This window comes from Pseudonocardia sp. HH130630-07, from assembly GCF_001698125.1.
In the GTDB taxonomy this organism is placed as follows: Bacteria; Actinomycetota; Actinomycetes; order Mycobacteriales; family Pseudonocardiaceae; genus Pseudonocardia.
The window spans coordinates 3177905-3191819 of the sequence record NZ_CP013854.1; the positions used below are offsets into that span (position 1 = coordinate 3177905).

11 protein-coding genes are annotated in these 13915 nt (G+C 74.6%); 5 read left to right on the forward strand and 6 right to left on the reverse strand.

The window, feature by feature from the left end:
• Positions 1 to 39: 39 nt before the first annotated feature.
• Both AFB00_RS15480 and AFB00_RS15485 read right to left on the reverse strand, forming a co-directional pair.
• Positions 40 to 282 carry a hypothetical protein gene (locus tag AFB00_RS15480; protein WP_068797830.1) on the reverse strand — a complete coding sequence of 81 codons (243 nt, stop codon included), beginning with the start codon at positions 280 to 282 and terminating at the stop codon, positions 40 to 42.
• Positions 266 to 1549, reverse strand: a complete 1284-nt coding sequence (locus tag AFB00_RS15485) for a PspC domain-containing protein (protein ID WP_083275552.1) — start codon at positions 1547 to 1549, stop codon at positions 266 to 268. Before AFB00_RS15485 ends, AFB00_RS15480 begins: the two co-directional genes overlap by 17 nt.
• Positions 1550 to 1658: 109 nt before the next feature.
• Here AFB00_RS15485 and AFB00_RS15490 point away from each other — a divergent pair, with 109 nt between their 5' ends.
• Positions 1659 to 3014: an ATP-binding protein gene (locus tag AFB00_RS15490; RefSeq protein ID WP_231973945.1), complete on the forward strand. Its 1356-nt coding sequence runs from the start codon at positions 1659 to 1661 to the stop codon at positions 3012 to 3014.
• Complete coding sequence (locus AFB00_RS15495; protein ID WP_068797832.1) at positions 3011 to 3691, forward strand: LuxR C-terminal-related transcriptional regulator; 681 nt, start codon at positions 3011 to 3013, stop codon at positions 3689 to 3691. Before AFB00_RS15490 ends, AFB00_RS15495 begins: the two co-directional genes overlap by 4 nt.
• Positions 3692 to 3892: 201 nt before the next feature.
• On the opposite strand, the gene AFB00_RS15500 is transcribed toward AFB00_RS15495, so the two are convergent.
• Together AFB00_RS15500 and AFB00_RS34865 are read right to left on the reverse strand one after the other, a co-directional pair.
• On the reverse strand, positions 3893 to 5326 hold the full coding sequence (locus tag AFB00_RS15500; protein ID WP_068797833.1) for a hypothetical protein: 1434 nt from the start codon (positions 5324 to 5326) through the stop codon (positions 3893 to 3895).
• 325 nt (positions 5327 to 5651) lie between these two features.
• Positions 5652 to 5972, reverse strand: a complete 321-nt coding sequence (locus tag AFB00_RS34865) for a chorismate mutase (RefSeq protein ID WP_257785257.1) — start codon at positions 5970 to 5972, stop codon at positions 5652 to 5654.
• A 311-nt stretch (positions 5973 to 6283) separates the two neighbouring features.
• Here AFB00_RS34865 and AFB00_RS15510 point away from each other — a divergent pair, with 311 nt between their 5' ends.
• Together AFB00_RS15510 and AFB00_RS15515 are read left to right on the forward strand one after the other, a co-directional pair.
• Positions 6284 to 8737: a UvrD-helicase domain-containing protein gene (locus AFB00_RS15510; RefSeq protein WP_068797834.1), complete on the forward strand. Its 2454-nt coding sequence runs from the start codon at positions 6284 to 6286 to the stop codon at positions 8735 to 8737.
• A gap of 125 nt (positions 8738 to 8862) precedes the next feature.
• The gene (locus AFB00_RS15515; RefSeq protein ID WP_068797835.1) at positions 8863 to 10107 is read left to right on the forward strand and encodes a DUF418 domain-containing protein; all 1245 of its coding nucleotides are present in this window, start codon (positions 8863 to 8865) and stop codon (positions 10105 to 10107) included.
• Between the two features lie 46 nt (positions 10108 to 10153).
• Here the strand turns inward: AFB00_RS15515 and AFB00_RS15520 are convergent, their stop codons facing one another.
• Complete coding sequence (locus AFB00_RS15520) at positions 10154 to 10807, reverse strand: DUF1707 SHOCT-like domain-containing protein (protein WP_197519543.1); 654 nt, start codon at positions 10805 to 10807, stop codon at positions 10154 to 10156.
• 22 nt (positions 10808 to 10829) lie between these two features.
• The gene (locus AFB00_RS34870; RefSeq protein ID WP_068800345.1) at positions 10830 to 11618 is read right to left on the reverse strand and encodes a M23 family metallopeptidase; all 789 of its coding nucleotides are present in this window, start codon (positions 11616 to 11618) and stop codon (positions 10830 to 10832) included.
• 1121 nt (positions 11619 to 12739) lie between these two features.
• On the opposite strand from AFB00_RS34870, the gene sucC reads away from it, so the two are divergent.
• Complete coding sequence (sucC, locus tag AFB00_RS15530) at positions 12740 to 13915, forward strand: ADP-forming succinate--CoA ligase subunit beta (RefSeq protein WP_068797837.1); 1176 nt, start codon at positions 12740 to 12742, stop codon at positions 13913 to 13915.

Genomic DNA, 13915 nt, shown 5'->3' on the forward strand with positions numbered 1-13915 from the left:
CGTCGGCGATGCTCCCCAGCCCGCCGACGACCGTGATGTCTAGTAGTCGTCGGAAGTGCCCCGGGAGTTACGCAGACTCGCCACGAGAAACACGATTCCCACCACGACCGCCACCCCGGCGAGCAGCCAGCGCAGGTCGACGTACTCCCACGGGCCCACGCCGGTCAGCCCGGCGACGGCGATGACCAGGGCGATCAGCCCGGCGACGAGGGCCAGCGGGTCCGGGCGGCGGCGCGCCGTCCCGGTCCCGATCCCGCTGTCGTTCTCAGTCGTCCTGGCCACGCAGCACCTCCACGGCTCCGATCTCGGCCCGCAGGTCGAGTTCCAGTACCCGGCCGCTCCGGCCGTCCGGCCCCGGGTCGTCGACCCGCAGGTCGGTGTCCTCCCCGGTCCGGGACTGCCCGTCGACGGTCACGTCGCCGATCCCGGTCGACCCGCGGACGAGGAGATCGGCGCCCTCCGGGACGCGCACGGTGACGGAGCCGACGCCCACCTCGACCCGGGTGCGCACCGGGCCGTCGGCGCCCGCGGCCGGGGTCAGGTCGACCCGGCTCAGGTCCAGGTCGATCGTGCCGGTGCCCCGCCGGTACTCCGGGGCGATCTGGGCGACGGTCATGGGGCTCTCGACGCTCGGGCCGATCCCGCCGCGCAGTGCCCAGCCGTCCGGGCCGAGCGCGCCGTTCAGCAGTGACGTCAGCCCGGTCAGCAGCGCCAGGATCAGCGCGAACGGGATCAGCCAGCGCCCGGCCCTGCGGAAGGCCCCGACGACGAGCCCGACGCCGACGACGGCGAGTGCCGCCGCGGGCACCGCGGAGGCCGGGAGCAGCCCCGGGGCGGTCAGCGCGAGCACCCCGACCATCCCGGCGACGACGAGCGCCACGGCCAGCGTCACCGGCGTGAGCTTGGACCGCGGTTCCGGTGGCGGCACCGGTGCCGGGCCGGGCTCGGGCAGGTCCCAGGCGAACGGCGCGACGCCGAGCGGGTCCCAGTCCGGCGGCCGGCGGCCCGGGTCCGGAGCCGGTACGGGCCCGCCCGCCGGCGGGTCGGCGGCCGTCCACGGGACGGCCGGGGCCACGGGCGTGGGGACGGCGGCCGCGGCCCGCAGGCCGGGCAGCGAGCCCCGGGTCAGGTGCAGCGCCAGCAGCAGCCCGAGGGTGACGGCGGTCGCCGCGATCGAGGCGAACGAGAAGACCAGCGGGATCGCCAGCAGCCCGGCGATGACCAGCAGCACGAGCGACAGCGCCGAGCTGGAGACCGCACCGGGCCCGCGCCGCCCCGGCGTGCCGCCCGGTGCTCCGGCGTCCGGCAGCACCGCGCAGCCGGCGAGATAGAGCGGGATCCCGGGCCCGGAGACGGCCGCGACCACGAAGCCGACCCGGACCAGGGTCGGGTCCACGTCGTAGCGCCGGGCGATCGCCGCGCCCACACCGGCCAGTTTCCGGTCGTCCCGCGGGCGCACCGGCCGGGAGTCCCACATGTCCCGCAGGGTGTCGGTGCCCTGGGTCCCCACTCGCCGTGCCCCCGGGGCGCGAGCCTGCGTTCCGTCCATGGGGACCACCCTGCCCGGCTCCGGTGCCCCGCGGTCTCGGGGACAACCCCGAGCCGACCCCGGAACTCCGCCGGAGGGAATCGTCGGTGTCCCGTGTGACGATGGAGTCGTGAACAGCCCGAACCCGTCCGTGCACGGCGGTCCCGTGGAGCCGCCGGGGCCGCAGCCGGAGGCCGGTGCGCCCGGCCCGGCGGCCGCCACAGCCGGAGTGCGCACCGCCGTCCGGGGCCGTGCCCCGCTGGTCCGGCGCCGGACCGGGCGGATGCTCGGCGGCGTGGCGGGCGGGGTCGCCGACCACCTGGGTGCCGACGTCCGGTGGGTGCGGGCGGCGTTCGTCGTCCTGATGTTCCTGAGCTGGGCGGCGGCGCTCGGCTACGCGCTGCTCTGGGTGTTCCTCCGGCAGGAGGATCCGTCGGTCCAGCGCACCGTGAGCCGCTCCGAGCAGCTGCAGGCGGCGGGTGTGCTCACCCTGGGGCTGGGCCTGTCGCTGGTGGCGGCGACGTCCGGGTCGTCGGTGCTCGGCTGGATCGCCGGTCCGCTCGGGCTGGCGACGGTCGGTGCGGCCGTCGTCTGGCGGGAGGCCGACGAGGCGCAGCGGCGCCGCTGGGCGCAGGACGCCAGGACCCGGGTGGTCGGGGGCCGGGCGGCCCTGCTGCGGACGCTGCTGGGCGTGGCGCTGGTCCTGACCGGCGTGGCGGTCTACCTGTTCGGGAACCTCGACATCGGGCAGGTCCGGTTCGGGGTGCTGGCGGTGCTGGCCACGCTGCTCGGTGTCGCGGTGCTCACGGTGCCCTGGTGGATCCGGCTGGTCCGCGACCTGGGCGAGGAGCGACGGGCACGGGCGGTCGAGGCGGAGCGGGTCGAGATCGCCGCGCACCTGCACGACTCGGTGCTGCAGACGCTGGCCCTGATCCAGCGCCAGGCCGGGGACTCGCGTGAGGTGCAGCGGCTGGCCCGCGGGCAGGAGCGCGAGCTGCGCTCCTGGCTGTACGGGCCCGGTGGCCGGGCCCGGGGCGGTCCCGGGAGCGTCGCCCCGGAGGCGGAGACGACGCTGTCCGCGGCGATCACCCGGGTGGCCGGCGAGGTGGAGGACACCTACGCGATCGGCGTCGATCCGGTGCTCGTCGGTGACGCGGAGCTCGACGGCGACCTGCGAGCGCTCGTGCTGGCGACGCGGGAGGCGATGGTGAACGCGGCGAAGCACTCGGGGACGGCCGAGGTGGACGTCTACGTGGAGGTCGAACCGGCCGGTGCGGACGGCGAGCCCGGGGCCGCCGAGGTGTTCGTCCGGGACCGCGGGAAGGGCTTCGACCCGGACGCGGTGGACGGCGACCGGCACGGTCTGGCGGACTCGGTGCACGCCCGGATGCGGCGGCACGGCGGTACGGTCCGGTTCCGCACGGGTGCGGGCGAGGGTACGGAGGTGCGGCTGTCGATGCCGCTGGCAGGAGAGGGGACCTCATGAGCTCCGCGGAGCCCGGATCGACGATCCGGGTCTACCTGGTCGACGACCACGCGCTGTTCCGGTCGGGGGTGCGTGCCGAGCTGGATCGTGGCGACGGGGGCACACCGCAGATCGAGGTGATCGGTGAGGCCGGCTCGGTCGACGAGGCCGTCGCCGGGGTCGCGCACCTGGCCCCCGACGTCGTGCTGCTCGACGTGCACCTGCCCGGTGGCGGCGGTGCCGAGATCCTGCGGCGCACCCGGGCGGCGGGGACCGAGTCGGTCTTCCTGGCCCTGTCGGTGTCGGACGCGGCGGAGGACGTCATCAGCGTCATCCGGTCCGGGGCGCGCGGCTACGTCACGAAGACGATCTCCGGGCGGGACCTGGCGGACGCGGTGCGCCGGGTCAAGGTCGGTGACGCCGTGTTCTCCCCGCGCCTGGCGGGGTTCGTGCTGGACGCATTCTCCGACCGTCCCGGGGCCGCGCCGCCGGTGGACCCGGAGGTGGACCAGCTGACCAAGCGGGAGCGGGACGTCCTGCGGCTGCTGGCCCGCGGGTACGCCTACAAGGAGATCGCCGGGGAGCTGTTCATCTCGGTGAAGACCGTGGAGACCCACGTGTCGAGCGTGCTCCGGAAGACCCAGACGTCGAACCGGCACGAACTGTCCCGCTGGGCTTCCGACAGGAGGCTCGTGTAGGTCGCGCAGCGACCGGAGCGGGCCGGAAGGAGCATCGGCACTGCCAGGAGGCTCGTGTGGGTCGCGCAGCGACCGGAGCGGGCCGGAAGGAGCATCGGCACTGCCAGGAGGCTCGTGTGGGTCGCGCAGCGACCGGAGCGGGCCGGAACCGCGACGGCGCCGGACCCGTTCGGGTCCGGCGCCGTGCTCGTCGGTCGTGGCTCAGCCGCCCAGCAGCGAGCCGGCTCCCTCGGTGACTCCGCCGAGCAGGCCACCGACCGGCTCGGTGACCGCCGACGCGGTCTCGCCGACGGGCTCGGTCACGGTGCCCAGCACCTCGCCGACCGGCTTCGTGACCTGCTGCAGCGGCTGGGTCTCGTCGGACCCGGACCCGGAGTCGGACGCCGAGTCGGAGCTGCTCCGGGACGAGCGCGACCCGTCGTCGGAGTCCTTCTTCTTCGCCGAGGTGTCGAGCAGCCCGGTCACCGGCTCCGCGGCCTTCAGCAGCGGCCCGGTCAGCGGCTCGGTCGCACCGAGCACGGGCTCGGTCACCGGCGACAGCGCGCCGAGCACCGGCGTGGTGACGGGTTCGAGGGTGTCGGTCAGCGGGCGGGTCACCGGCTTCACGGCGTCGGTGACGGGTGCGACGGCGCCGGTGACCGGCTCCAGCGCCCCGCCGAGAGTCTCCCCGACCGGCGCGGCGACCCGGGCGACGGGCGCGACCACACCGTCGCCGACGCTGCTCACCAGCGGGCGGACCGGCTCGGTCACGTCCTGCAGCGGCCCGGTGCGGCGGCTCTCGCCGCCGGAGCGGCCGGGCGAGGTGACGGGCTCGAGCAGGTTCCCGGCCGGCTCCCGGTCCGGGTCGTTCAGCGCCTGCACGGGCGGCAGGCCGCCCAGGGGCGATCCGGTGGCCGTCGAGCCGCGGGGCGTGTCGGTGGTCTCCCGCGGCGCGGCGGCGGCCGCCGTCGTCGTGCGCTGGGCCGGGATGGCGCTCGCGGCGTCGGCGCCCGTCCCGGTGGAGACCTCGCGCAGCGTGCTGCCGGCGGCGGACTCCTGCCCGAACGCGACGTCCATCCAGTCGTTCGCCCCGGGGGCGGTGGCGGGCACCTCGGGCAGCGGCGAGCTGAGCGCCACGGTGGCCGGGAGGTACTGCGCGGGCAGCGTCTCGGGGGCCGTGCTGCCGCCGGCCGGGAGCGCCACGCCGGGGAACAGCCCGTCGGCGGCGGCCTGGGCGTCGGAGTCGTGGGTCGCGGCCCCGTTGTAGAGCGCCGCGCCGAGCACCGACCCGGCGGCGACGAGCGCACCGGCGACCGCGCCGGCCCGGCGGCGCCCGCCGGCCGGCCGGGCGACCCAGACCGGGGCCTCCTCGGCGCCGGTGTCGCGGGGCTGTGGGAGCTCGATGTCCGGCCAGCCACCGGGCGTGCCCGCCGCGGCGACGTCGGCCCGGACGGTCGCGCCGGCGGCCGGGCCGCCCTCACGGCGGAGCAGGTCGCCCACGGACAGGACGGGACCGGTCATCGGCTCGGCTGCGTGGCGGGAGTCGCGTGCGCGGCCCGAGTGACGGGCCAGCAGCTCGGCGACGCTCACGACCTCACGGGGCCCGGTGGCGCCGGTGGCGCCGGGGAGCGGGGCTCCGGCAGGGGTGTCGTTCACGGCCGCACGTCCTCCTTCGGGTGTCGTCTCGACCCGGGAAGGTCTACCGGAACCTCCGCGCATTCCCAAGCGGTCACTGTCCGCTCGTCGTGGGTAACCCGATCAGGTGATTCCCGTTCATCGGTCGTATCCGACCGCTCGTCCGGCTCGTTGGTCCGGGAAGCAACCGGTGTGTGCCGACGACGTGGCGGAAAGGCCAGGTCGCTTCCCGTGATCATGCGCGCTGGGTCACAGTTCTGACGGTGACGGCGAATCGCCGAACGGTTGACCCGTCCGTGCGCCGTCGCGGAGAGCGACGGGTGGCGCGGCCGCGCCACCGCCCGGCTCAGCGGCCGCCGAGCCGGCCCCGGCCGAGCCGCAACAGCATCATCGCGAGCTGGTGGCCCTCCGGGCCGAGATCGTCGAACCGGTCGAGCACGGTCATCTCGCGGCTGTAGACGATCCGCGGGCCACCCGCGGCCATCCGGGCGGCACCGATCCGCTTCGACACCTCGGTGCGCCGCAGGATGGCGTCCAGGATCTCGGTGTCCAGCCGGTCGATCTCCGAGCGGAGCCGGTCGATCTCGGCCTCGGCGCCGGCCGCCGGGCCGTCCGCGGCGGGCGCCGGTCCCGTGGTGCCCCCGGAGCCTCCGGTGCCGGGCGGCACCGGTTCCGTGGTGTGCGTCCCCTCGCGGGCGTCCGTGCCGGGTTCGGTCGCGGTCATGATCTCCTCGTCTCGATCGAGCGCCGGGTCGTCCGTGGGCCGAGGACACGCGAACGCCCCGGGTCCTCTGGACTCCGGGGCGGCTGGGTTCCGTACTCAGACGGGCTGCGCAGCGGGTGCCGGAGGCCGGTACCCGTAGCGAAATCGCCTGTCCGTGTGCACGCAGTCGAGTGTAGACGACACGGTGTCCCGCGTCGTCGTCGTTCACCGCGGCCGCAGGAATGTCAGCCCCTCGGCGTACCGTGCTCGTCACAATGAGTGCGCTGTTCGAACTTCCAGGTACGAGCTCGACGACCGAGCCGAAGACGTCGCGCGGGCGTCAGCTGCTGGAGGGGCTCAACGACCGGCAACGCGAGGCCGTGACCCACGCCGGCTCCCCGCTGCTCATCGTCGCGGGTGCCGGCTCGGGCAAGACCAGGGTGCTCACCCACCGCATCGGCTGGCTGCTCGCCGAGCGCGGCGTGCACCCCGGCGAGATCATGTCGATCACCTTCACGAACAAGGCCGCGGCCGAGATGAAGGAGCGGGTGGACGGGCTGGTCGGGCGCCGCTCCGGCCCGATGTGGGTCTCCACGTTCCACTCCATGTGCGTGCGGATCCTGCGCCGCGAGGCCAAGCACCTGGGCGTGCGCAGCGCCTTCTCGGTGTACGACGCGGACGACTCGCGCCGGCTGGTCGGCATCGTCGGGCGGGACCTGGAGCTCGACCCCAAGAAGTTCGCCCCGCGGGCACTCGCGGCGCAGATCTCGAACCTGAAGAACGAGCTGCTCTCGCCGGACGACGCGGCCGAGCGGGCCGGCACCGACCACGAGCGGCGCATCGCCGAGGTCTACGGGATCTACCAGTCCCGGCTGCGCCAGGCGAACGCGTTCGACTTCGACGACCTGATCATGGAGACGGTCTCGCTGCTGGACCGGATGCCCGCGGTGGCCGAGTACTATCGGCGACGGTTCCGGCACGTGCTGGTCGACGAGTACCAGGACACCAACCACGCCCAGTACGAACTGGTCCGCCAGCTGGTGCTGCCGGCGACCGAGAAGGCCCGCCCGGCCGAGCTGTGCGTGGTCGGCGACTCCGACCAGTCGATCTACGCGTTCCGCGGCGCGAACATCCGCAACATCATCGAGTTCGAGCAGGACTTCCCGGACGCACGGACCATCCTGCTGGAGCAGAACTACCGCTCCAGCCAGACGATCCTGTCCGCGGCGAACGCGGTGATCGCCCGGAACCCGGAGCGCCGGGACAAGCGCCTGTGGTCCGACGCGGGGGACGGCGAGCGGGTGGTCGGCTACGTCGCCGACAACGAGCACGACGAGGCGTCGTTCGTCGCCCGCGAGATCGACCGGCTGGTCGACACCGGCGAGTACCGCAACAGCGACATCGCGGTCTTCTACCGCACGAACAACCAGTCCCGGGTCTTCGAGGACGTGTTCCTGCGGGTCGGGATGCCCTACAAGGTGGTCGGCGGCGTCCGGTTCTACGAGCGCCGCGAGATCCGGGACGCGCTGGCCTACCTGCGGGTGCTGTCGAACCCGGAGGACACGGTCAGCCTGCGGCGCATCCTCAACGTGCCCAAGCGCGGGATCGGGGACCGGGCCGAGTCCGTCGTGGCGGAGTACGCGGAGCGGGAGCGCACGTCGTTCGCCCGCGCCCTGCGCACCGCAGCCGAGGAACCGGCGAGGCTGCCGGCACTGGCCACGCGCTCGCAGAAGAACATCGCCGGGTTCGTCCGGATGCTCGACGAGCTCGGTGAGCTGGTCGAGCGCGGCGACGACACCGCGGAGATCCTGGAGGCGGTCTACGGCCGCACCGGGTACGTGGAGGAGCTGCAGGCCTCCGAGGACCCGCAGGACGGGACCCGGATGGACAACCTGGCGGAGCTCGTCACGGTCGCCCGTGAGTTCGCCGGGGACGCCGCGGTGGCCGACCTGGCGGTCGGCGGCGATCCGGACGCCGGAGGTGCGATCGGCTCCGGCCCCGGTCCCGACGCCGCGGGCCCGGACGCCACCGACGGTCCCGGCAACGACGACGACACCGACGCCGGGGCGCCGGAGCCCGGCTCGCTCGCCGCGTTCCTGGAGCGGGTCGCGCTCGTCGCCGACGCCGACTCGATCCCGGACGACGAGTCCGGTGTGGTCACGCTGATGACCCTGCACACGGCGAAGGGCCTCGAGTTCCCGGTCGTGTTCCTCACCGGCTGGGAGGACGGGGTCTTCCCGCACCTGCGGACCCTGGGGGACCCGAAGGAGCTGGCCGAGGAGCGCCGGCTGGCCTACGTCGGCATCACCCGGGCCGAGCAGCGGCTCTACCTGTCCCGGGCGATCGTGCGCTCGGCGTTCGGGCAGCCCAGCACGAACCCGGCGTCCCGGTTCCTCGACGAGGTGCCGCCCGAGCTCACCGACTGGCGGCGCACCGAGGAGCAGCTGGTGGCCGAGCGGCCGTCGGCGCCGGTGGGCCGGTTCGGCTTCGGCCGGTCGGGCGGCCGTGGCTCCGGTGACCGCGGGGACTGGAAGGTGCCCGAGCGCAGCCTCAACAACACCTCGCTGCAGCTCGACGTCGGTGACCGGGTCAACCACGACAAGTACGGCCTCGGCACGGTCGTCGCCTCGGACGGTGTCGGGCCGCGGGCGACCGTGACCATCGACTTCGGGTCCGGCGGGACGGTGCGGCTGATGCTCATCGGCGGCGTCCCGATGCAGAAGCTGTAGGGCTCCGCCCGGGGCACGTGACCGCGTGCCGGCCCGTCCGGCCGTGTTCTGGCTCGCACCGGTTTGCGTGTGCCGTGGCGGCACGGTTTCTCATGGGTCCAACGACCTGAGAGGAGACCGTTCGCATGTCCACCGCGACCGATCCGTCCGGCGGCGCCGCCGTCCTGTCCGCCCCGACCCCGGTGTCCCGGCGCGCGCTGGCGCCGGATCTGGCCCGGGGGCTGATGCTGCTGTTCATCGCACTGGCGCACGTGCCCTGGTTCCTCTACACCTCCGAGGTCGGTGCCACCCTGCTCCACCCGGCGGAGGGTGGCCTCGCCGACCGGATCGCCCAGTTCATCACGATCGCCGGTGTCGACGCCCGGGCGTACCCGCTGTTCGCGCTGCTGTTCGCCTACGGGATCGGGCAGATGTACAGCAGGCAGGTCGCCGGGGGCACCTCGGTCCAGGGGGCGCGGCGGCTGCTGCGGACCCGCAACTGGTGGATGCTGCTGTTCGGCCTGGTGCACGCCGCGCTGCTGTGGCAGGGCGACATCCTGGGCACCTACGGCCTGATGGGGCTGATCATGGTCCCGCTGTTCCTGAACCGCAGTGACCGCGTCCTGAAGGTCTGGATCGGCGTGCTGCTCGGTCTGGGCGCCCTGGTCGCGGCCGGTATGACGGCGCTGTCGGTGCTGTTGTCGGCCCCGGGGGGCATCCCGGCCTCCGCGCGGCTGCCGATCGCCGAGAGCAGCTACCTCGCGTCGATCCCGCTGCGCCTGGTCCAGTGGCTGCCGACGCTCGTGACGCCGTTCGTCATGTTCGTGCTGCCCGCGGCGTTCCTGGTCGGCCTGCTGGCCTCGCGGCACCGGATCCTGGAGGAGCCGGCCCGGCACCTGCCGCTGCTGCGGCGGGCCGCGGTCGCCGGGCTGGCCGTCGGCTGGGGTGCGGGGGCGGTGCAGGCGCTCGTGCACGTCGGGGTGCTGGACGTCGGCACGGTCGATCTCTCGCAGGTCCACGCCTACACGGGCTTCTTCGCCGGCATCGGCTACGCGGCGCTGTTCGCCCTGATCGCGCACCGGATCACCACCCGGGGGACGACGCCGCTGCCGGCCCGGGCGCTGGTCGCCCTGGGACGGCGCTCGATGAGCGGTTACATCGCCCAGTCGGTGATCTGGGCGGGTGTGCTGGCCGCCTCGGGTATCGGGCTCGGCGCGCACCTCACGAGCGCCTCGGCGATGCTCGTCGGTGTCGCGGCGTGGATGGTGACGGTCGTGGTGGCGTACGCCATGGACCGGGCGGGGGTGCGGGGGCCGGCCGAGACCGCGCTGCGCTCACTCACCTACCGCTCGATGCGCCGGACCGCGGCACGGGCGGAGACCTCGGCGTGACCGTCGCCCGGGGGCCGGTGGACACCACCGCCGGCTCCCGGCGGCGTCAGTCGTCGTCGCCGTCTCCGCTGTTGCCGCGGTCCTCACGGTCGCTCCCCATCGGCGTCGCCGCCGACTCCGCGGGGGTCAGCACCTCGACCGAGGTGAACAGCCCGGAGGCATCGACGGCGACCGTCCCCGGCCCGGGGGCGGCGCAGGCCGTCGGGCACTCGGTGGACCCGAACAGGGTGAGCCCGCTCAGCTCGGCCCGGGTCCCGTCCGGGACGACGACGCGCACCGAGCCGAACAGCGACCGCGTCTCGACCCGGTCCTGGCCGGGACCGACACCGACCGTCCGGGAGCTGAACACCGCGGCACCGTCCTGCGCGGTCAGCAGCTCGGAACCGCCCCAGACCGCGGCGGCCACGAGGGCGACGGCGCCGAGCACGCTCCCGACCGACCGTGCGGCCGTGGCCGCGAGATCGGCGGCCCGGGACCGCGGTGCGGGCTCCGCGGCCACCGGCCGGGTGAGGTCACCGCCCGCGGGGAGGTCGCGGGTCAGGGGCGCGAGGTCCGCGCGGGTACGCGCCGCCCAGACCAGGGCGGAGCGCTCCTCGTACTCCTCGAGGGAGAGCCTGCCCTCGCCGTGGGCACGCTGCAGGACGTCGTCGACCGCCCGGCGATCGGCGTCCCCCACCCGGATTTCGGACCCGTCCGTCACACGGGCCATTCTGCCGGTCCGGTCAGGCGTCGCGCCCGCCGGTGGCGTTCCCGACGTCCAGGCCCCGCTCGGTCAGCCAGGGCAGCGGGTTCGTCTTGCTGCCGTCGGACTGCCAGATCTCCAGGTGCAGGTGCGGGCCGGTGGACTGGCCGCGGTTGCCGACCTCGGCGATCTCGTCGCCGGCGCGGACCTCCTGGCCCGCCTCGACCAGCGAACGGTTGATGTGGCCGTAGACCGACTTCGTCCCGTCCGCGTGCTTCAGCACGACCCACATCCCGAAGCCGCTGGCCGGCCCGGCCTTCTCCACCACGCCGTCGGTCAGGGCGAAGATCGGGGTACCGATCGGTGCGGCGAGGTCGATGCCGTAGTGCTGCACACCCCAGCGCGCGCCGAAGCCGGAGGTGAACCGGCCCGCGGTCGGCATGACGAGTGCGTCGCCGTCGTAGAGCACGGCTTCGGGGGCCCCGTGCGACATCGCGCCGGAGATCGCCTGCTCGACCTTCGCGGCCTGCTCGCCCATCCGGGCGGCCTTGGTGAGGCTGGCGACGTCGACCTCGGTCGTCTCGTCGAGGTTCGGCAGCGACGCGGCCTGGGGCGCGAGCTGCTCACCCCCGATCGCCGAGGTCACGGCCGGCGCGGTGGTGTCGGCCGGCCGCGGGTCGGCGGAGACCGGGAGCATCGCCGAGGCGGACAGCCGCGAGTAGGAGTCCTCGACAGCATCGTCGCCGCTGAGGACGGGGATGCCGAGCGCGCCGGCCATCGTCTGGCCGGCCGCGACGAGCGCGCCCCCGGCCGCGGCGGCCACCGTCACGCGGGTGCGGTGGCCGGTGGCGGGGGTGCGGGGGAGCCGGTGCGCACCGGGCGCCGGCGGATCCGCGGGGGGCAGCGGGGCCGCCACGATCTCGGGGACCGGATCCGGAGTGCGGCGCGCGGGTGCCGTCCGCGGTGCGGCGGGACGGGCCCGGCCGGCCGGCGGTGCGGCCGTCGTACGACCCGGGCGGTGCTCGGCGGGTCCGGTGCGCGCGGGACGGGACGGGCGGGCGTCGCGCTGAGGTCCGGCCTGCTGCGGCCGGGGGACGGCCCGGTGACCGGTCACGGGCTGTGCACGGTCGCCGTCGCGGGGCCCGCTGACGGGGCGGCGGGCGGTGGCGTCGTGCTGTGGGCGGGCCTCGGGCGCACGGCGGTCACGGGACGCGGCCGGCCGGGTACGCGCCGGCTGCCCGGAGGCAGCGGGCGGCGGCACCGGCCGACGCCGGTCGACGCCGGCGGGAACGCGGGTACGCGGTACCGACGACGGAGGCGCCGGGTACCGGTGGACGCCCGCGGTGTCCGGCACGTCGGGGGTCGTGCCGGGGCGGGACTCCGGTCGGACGGCGCCGCTGGGGGAGCGGTGGCGCGCCAAGACCTGCCCTTCTGGGTGTTCAGGTCGCCCGGACCGTCCCGCGGTGGTCGTCGGAGTGGGGCTCCGCGGGGATGGCGCCGTTCGGGGGTGGCGCCGACCACCGTGATCGGTCCGTGACGTGGACGGCTCGACGGTAACGCGGGAGTCGCGACGCGGCAACGGCGGGTCGTCGCCCGGTTCCGGACGGTCGATGATCATCGACGACCGGTACGCCGCGGACGTCGGCCGGGCCGTCCGCACGGTTATCCCGCTCACAGTGGGGCGCGGGAGACGTGCGGGACGGTGCGTCCCCGCTGCCCTCCCGGTGGCGCCCGTCACTCGGACGGCCCATCTGAATCGAACACTGTGGCGACAGGGTGACTGCTGTCACCGGCCCAGGTCAGGACCGGTGGGACCGGTCTGGCTAGGCTCCCCGACGCAGCACGACGGACGTCCGCGACCGCTGCCGCCTCCGGTGTGCGGGGCGCGTCCGGGAGCAAGCACCGGGACGCGCCGGTCGCGGTGAGAGCGAAGTGGAGCGGGAGAGCCGAGTGGACCTGTACGAGTACCAGGCGAAGGACCTCTTCGCCGCGCACGGAGTCCCGGTCCTTCCGGGGAAGACCGTGGACAACGCCGCCGCTGCGGCGGCCGCGGCGGACGAGCTGGGCACCGCAGTCGTGGTCAAGGCCCAGGTCAAGACCGGGGGCCGGGGCAAGGCCGGTGGCGTGAAGCTGGCCGAGAACGCGGCCGAGGCGCAGGAGAAGGCCGGGGCGATCCTCGGCCTGGACATCAAGGGCCACACGGTGCACCAGGTTCTGGTGACCGAGGCCAGCGACATCGCCGAGGAGTACTACTTCTCGTTCCTGCTGGACCGGTCCAACCGGACGTTCCTGGCCATGTGCTCGGCCGAGGGCGGCATGGAGATCGAGGAGCTGGCCGTCGAGCGCCCGGAGGCGCTGGCCCGGATCCCGATCGACCCGATCGCCGGGGTCGACAAGGCGAAGGCCGACGAGATCGTCGCCGCGGGGAAGATCCCGGCCGCCGTCGCCGACGAGGCCGCGACCGTGATCGTGAAGCTGTGGGAGACCTTCGTCGCCGAGGACGCGACCCTGGTCGAGGTCAACCCGCTGGTCCGGGACCCGCAGGACAAGGTGATCGCCCTCGACGGCAAGGTCACCCTGGACGAGAACGCCGGGTTCCGGCACCCCGACCACGAGCAGCTGGTCGACGAGCGCACCGAGAACCCGCTCGAGGCGAAGGCCAAGGCCAAGGGCCTGAACTACGTCAAGCTCGACGGCGGCCAGGTCGGCATCATCGGCAACGGCGCGGGTCTGGTCATGTCGACCCTCGACGTCGTCGCGTACGCCGGTGAGGCGCACGGTGGCGTGAAGCCGGCCAACTTCCTCGACATCGGCGGCGGCGCCTCGGCGCAGGTCATGGCCGACGGCCTGGACGTCATCCTGGGCGACGACGAGGTCAAGAGCGTCTTCGTCAACGTCTTCGGTGGCATCACCGCGTGCGACGCGGTCGCGAACGGCATCGTCGAGGCGCTGAAGATCCTCGGCGACGACGCGACCAAGCCGCTGGTCGTCCGGCTGGACGGCAACAACGTGGTCGAGGGACGCCAGATCCTCGCCGACGCGAACCACCCGCTGGTCACGGTGGTCGCCACGATGGACGACGCGGCCGCGAAGGCCGCGGAGCTTGCGAACGCCGCGGGAGCCTGA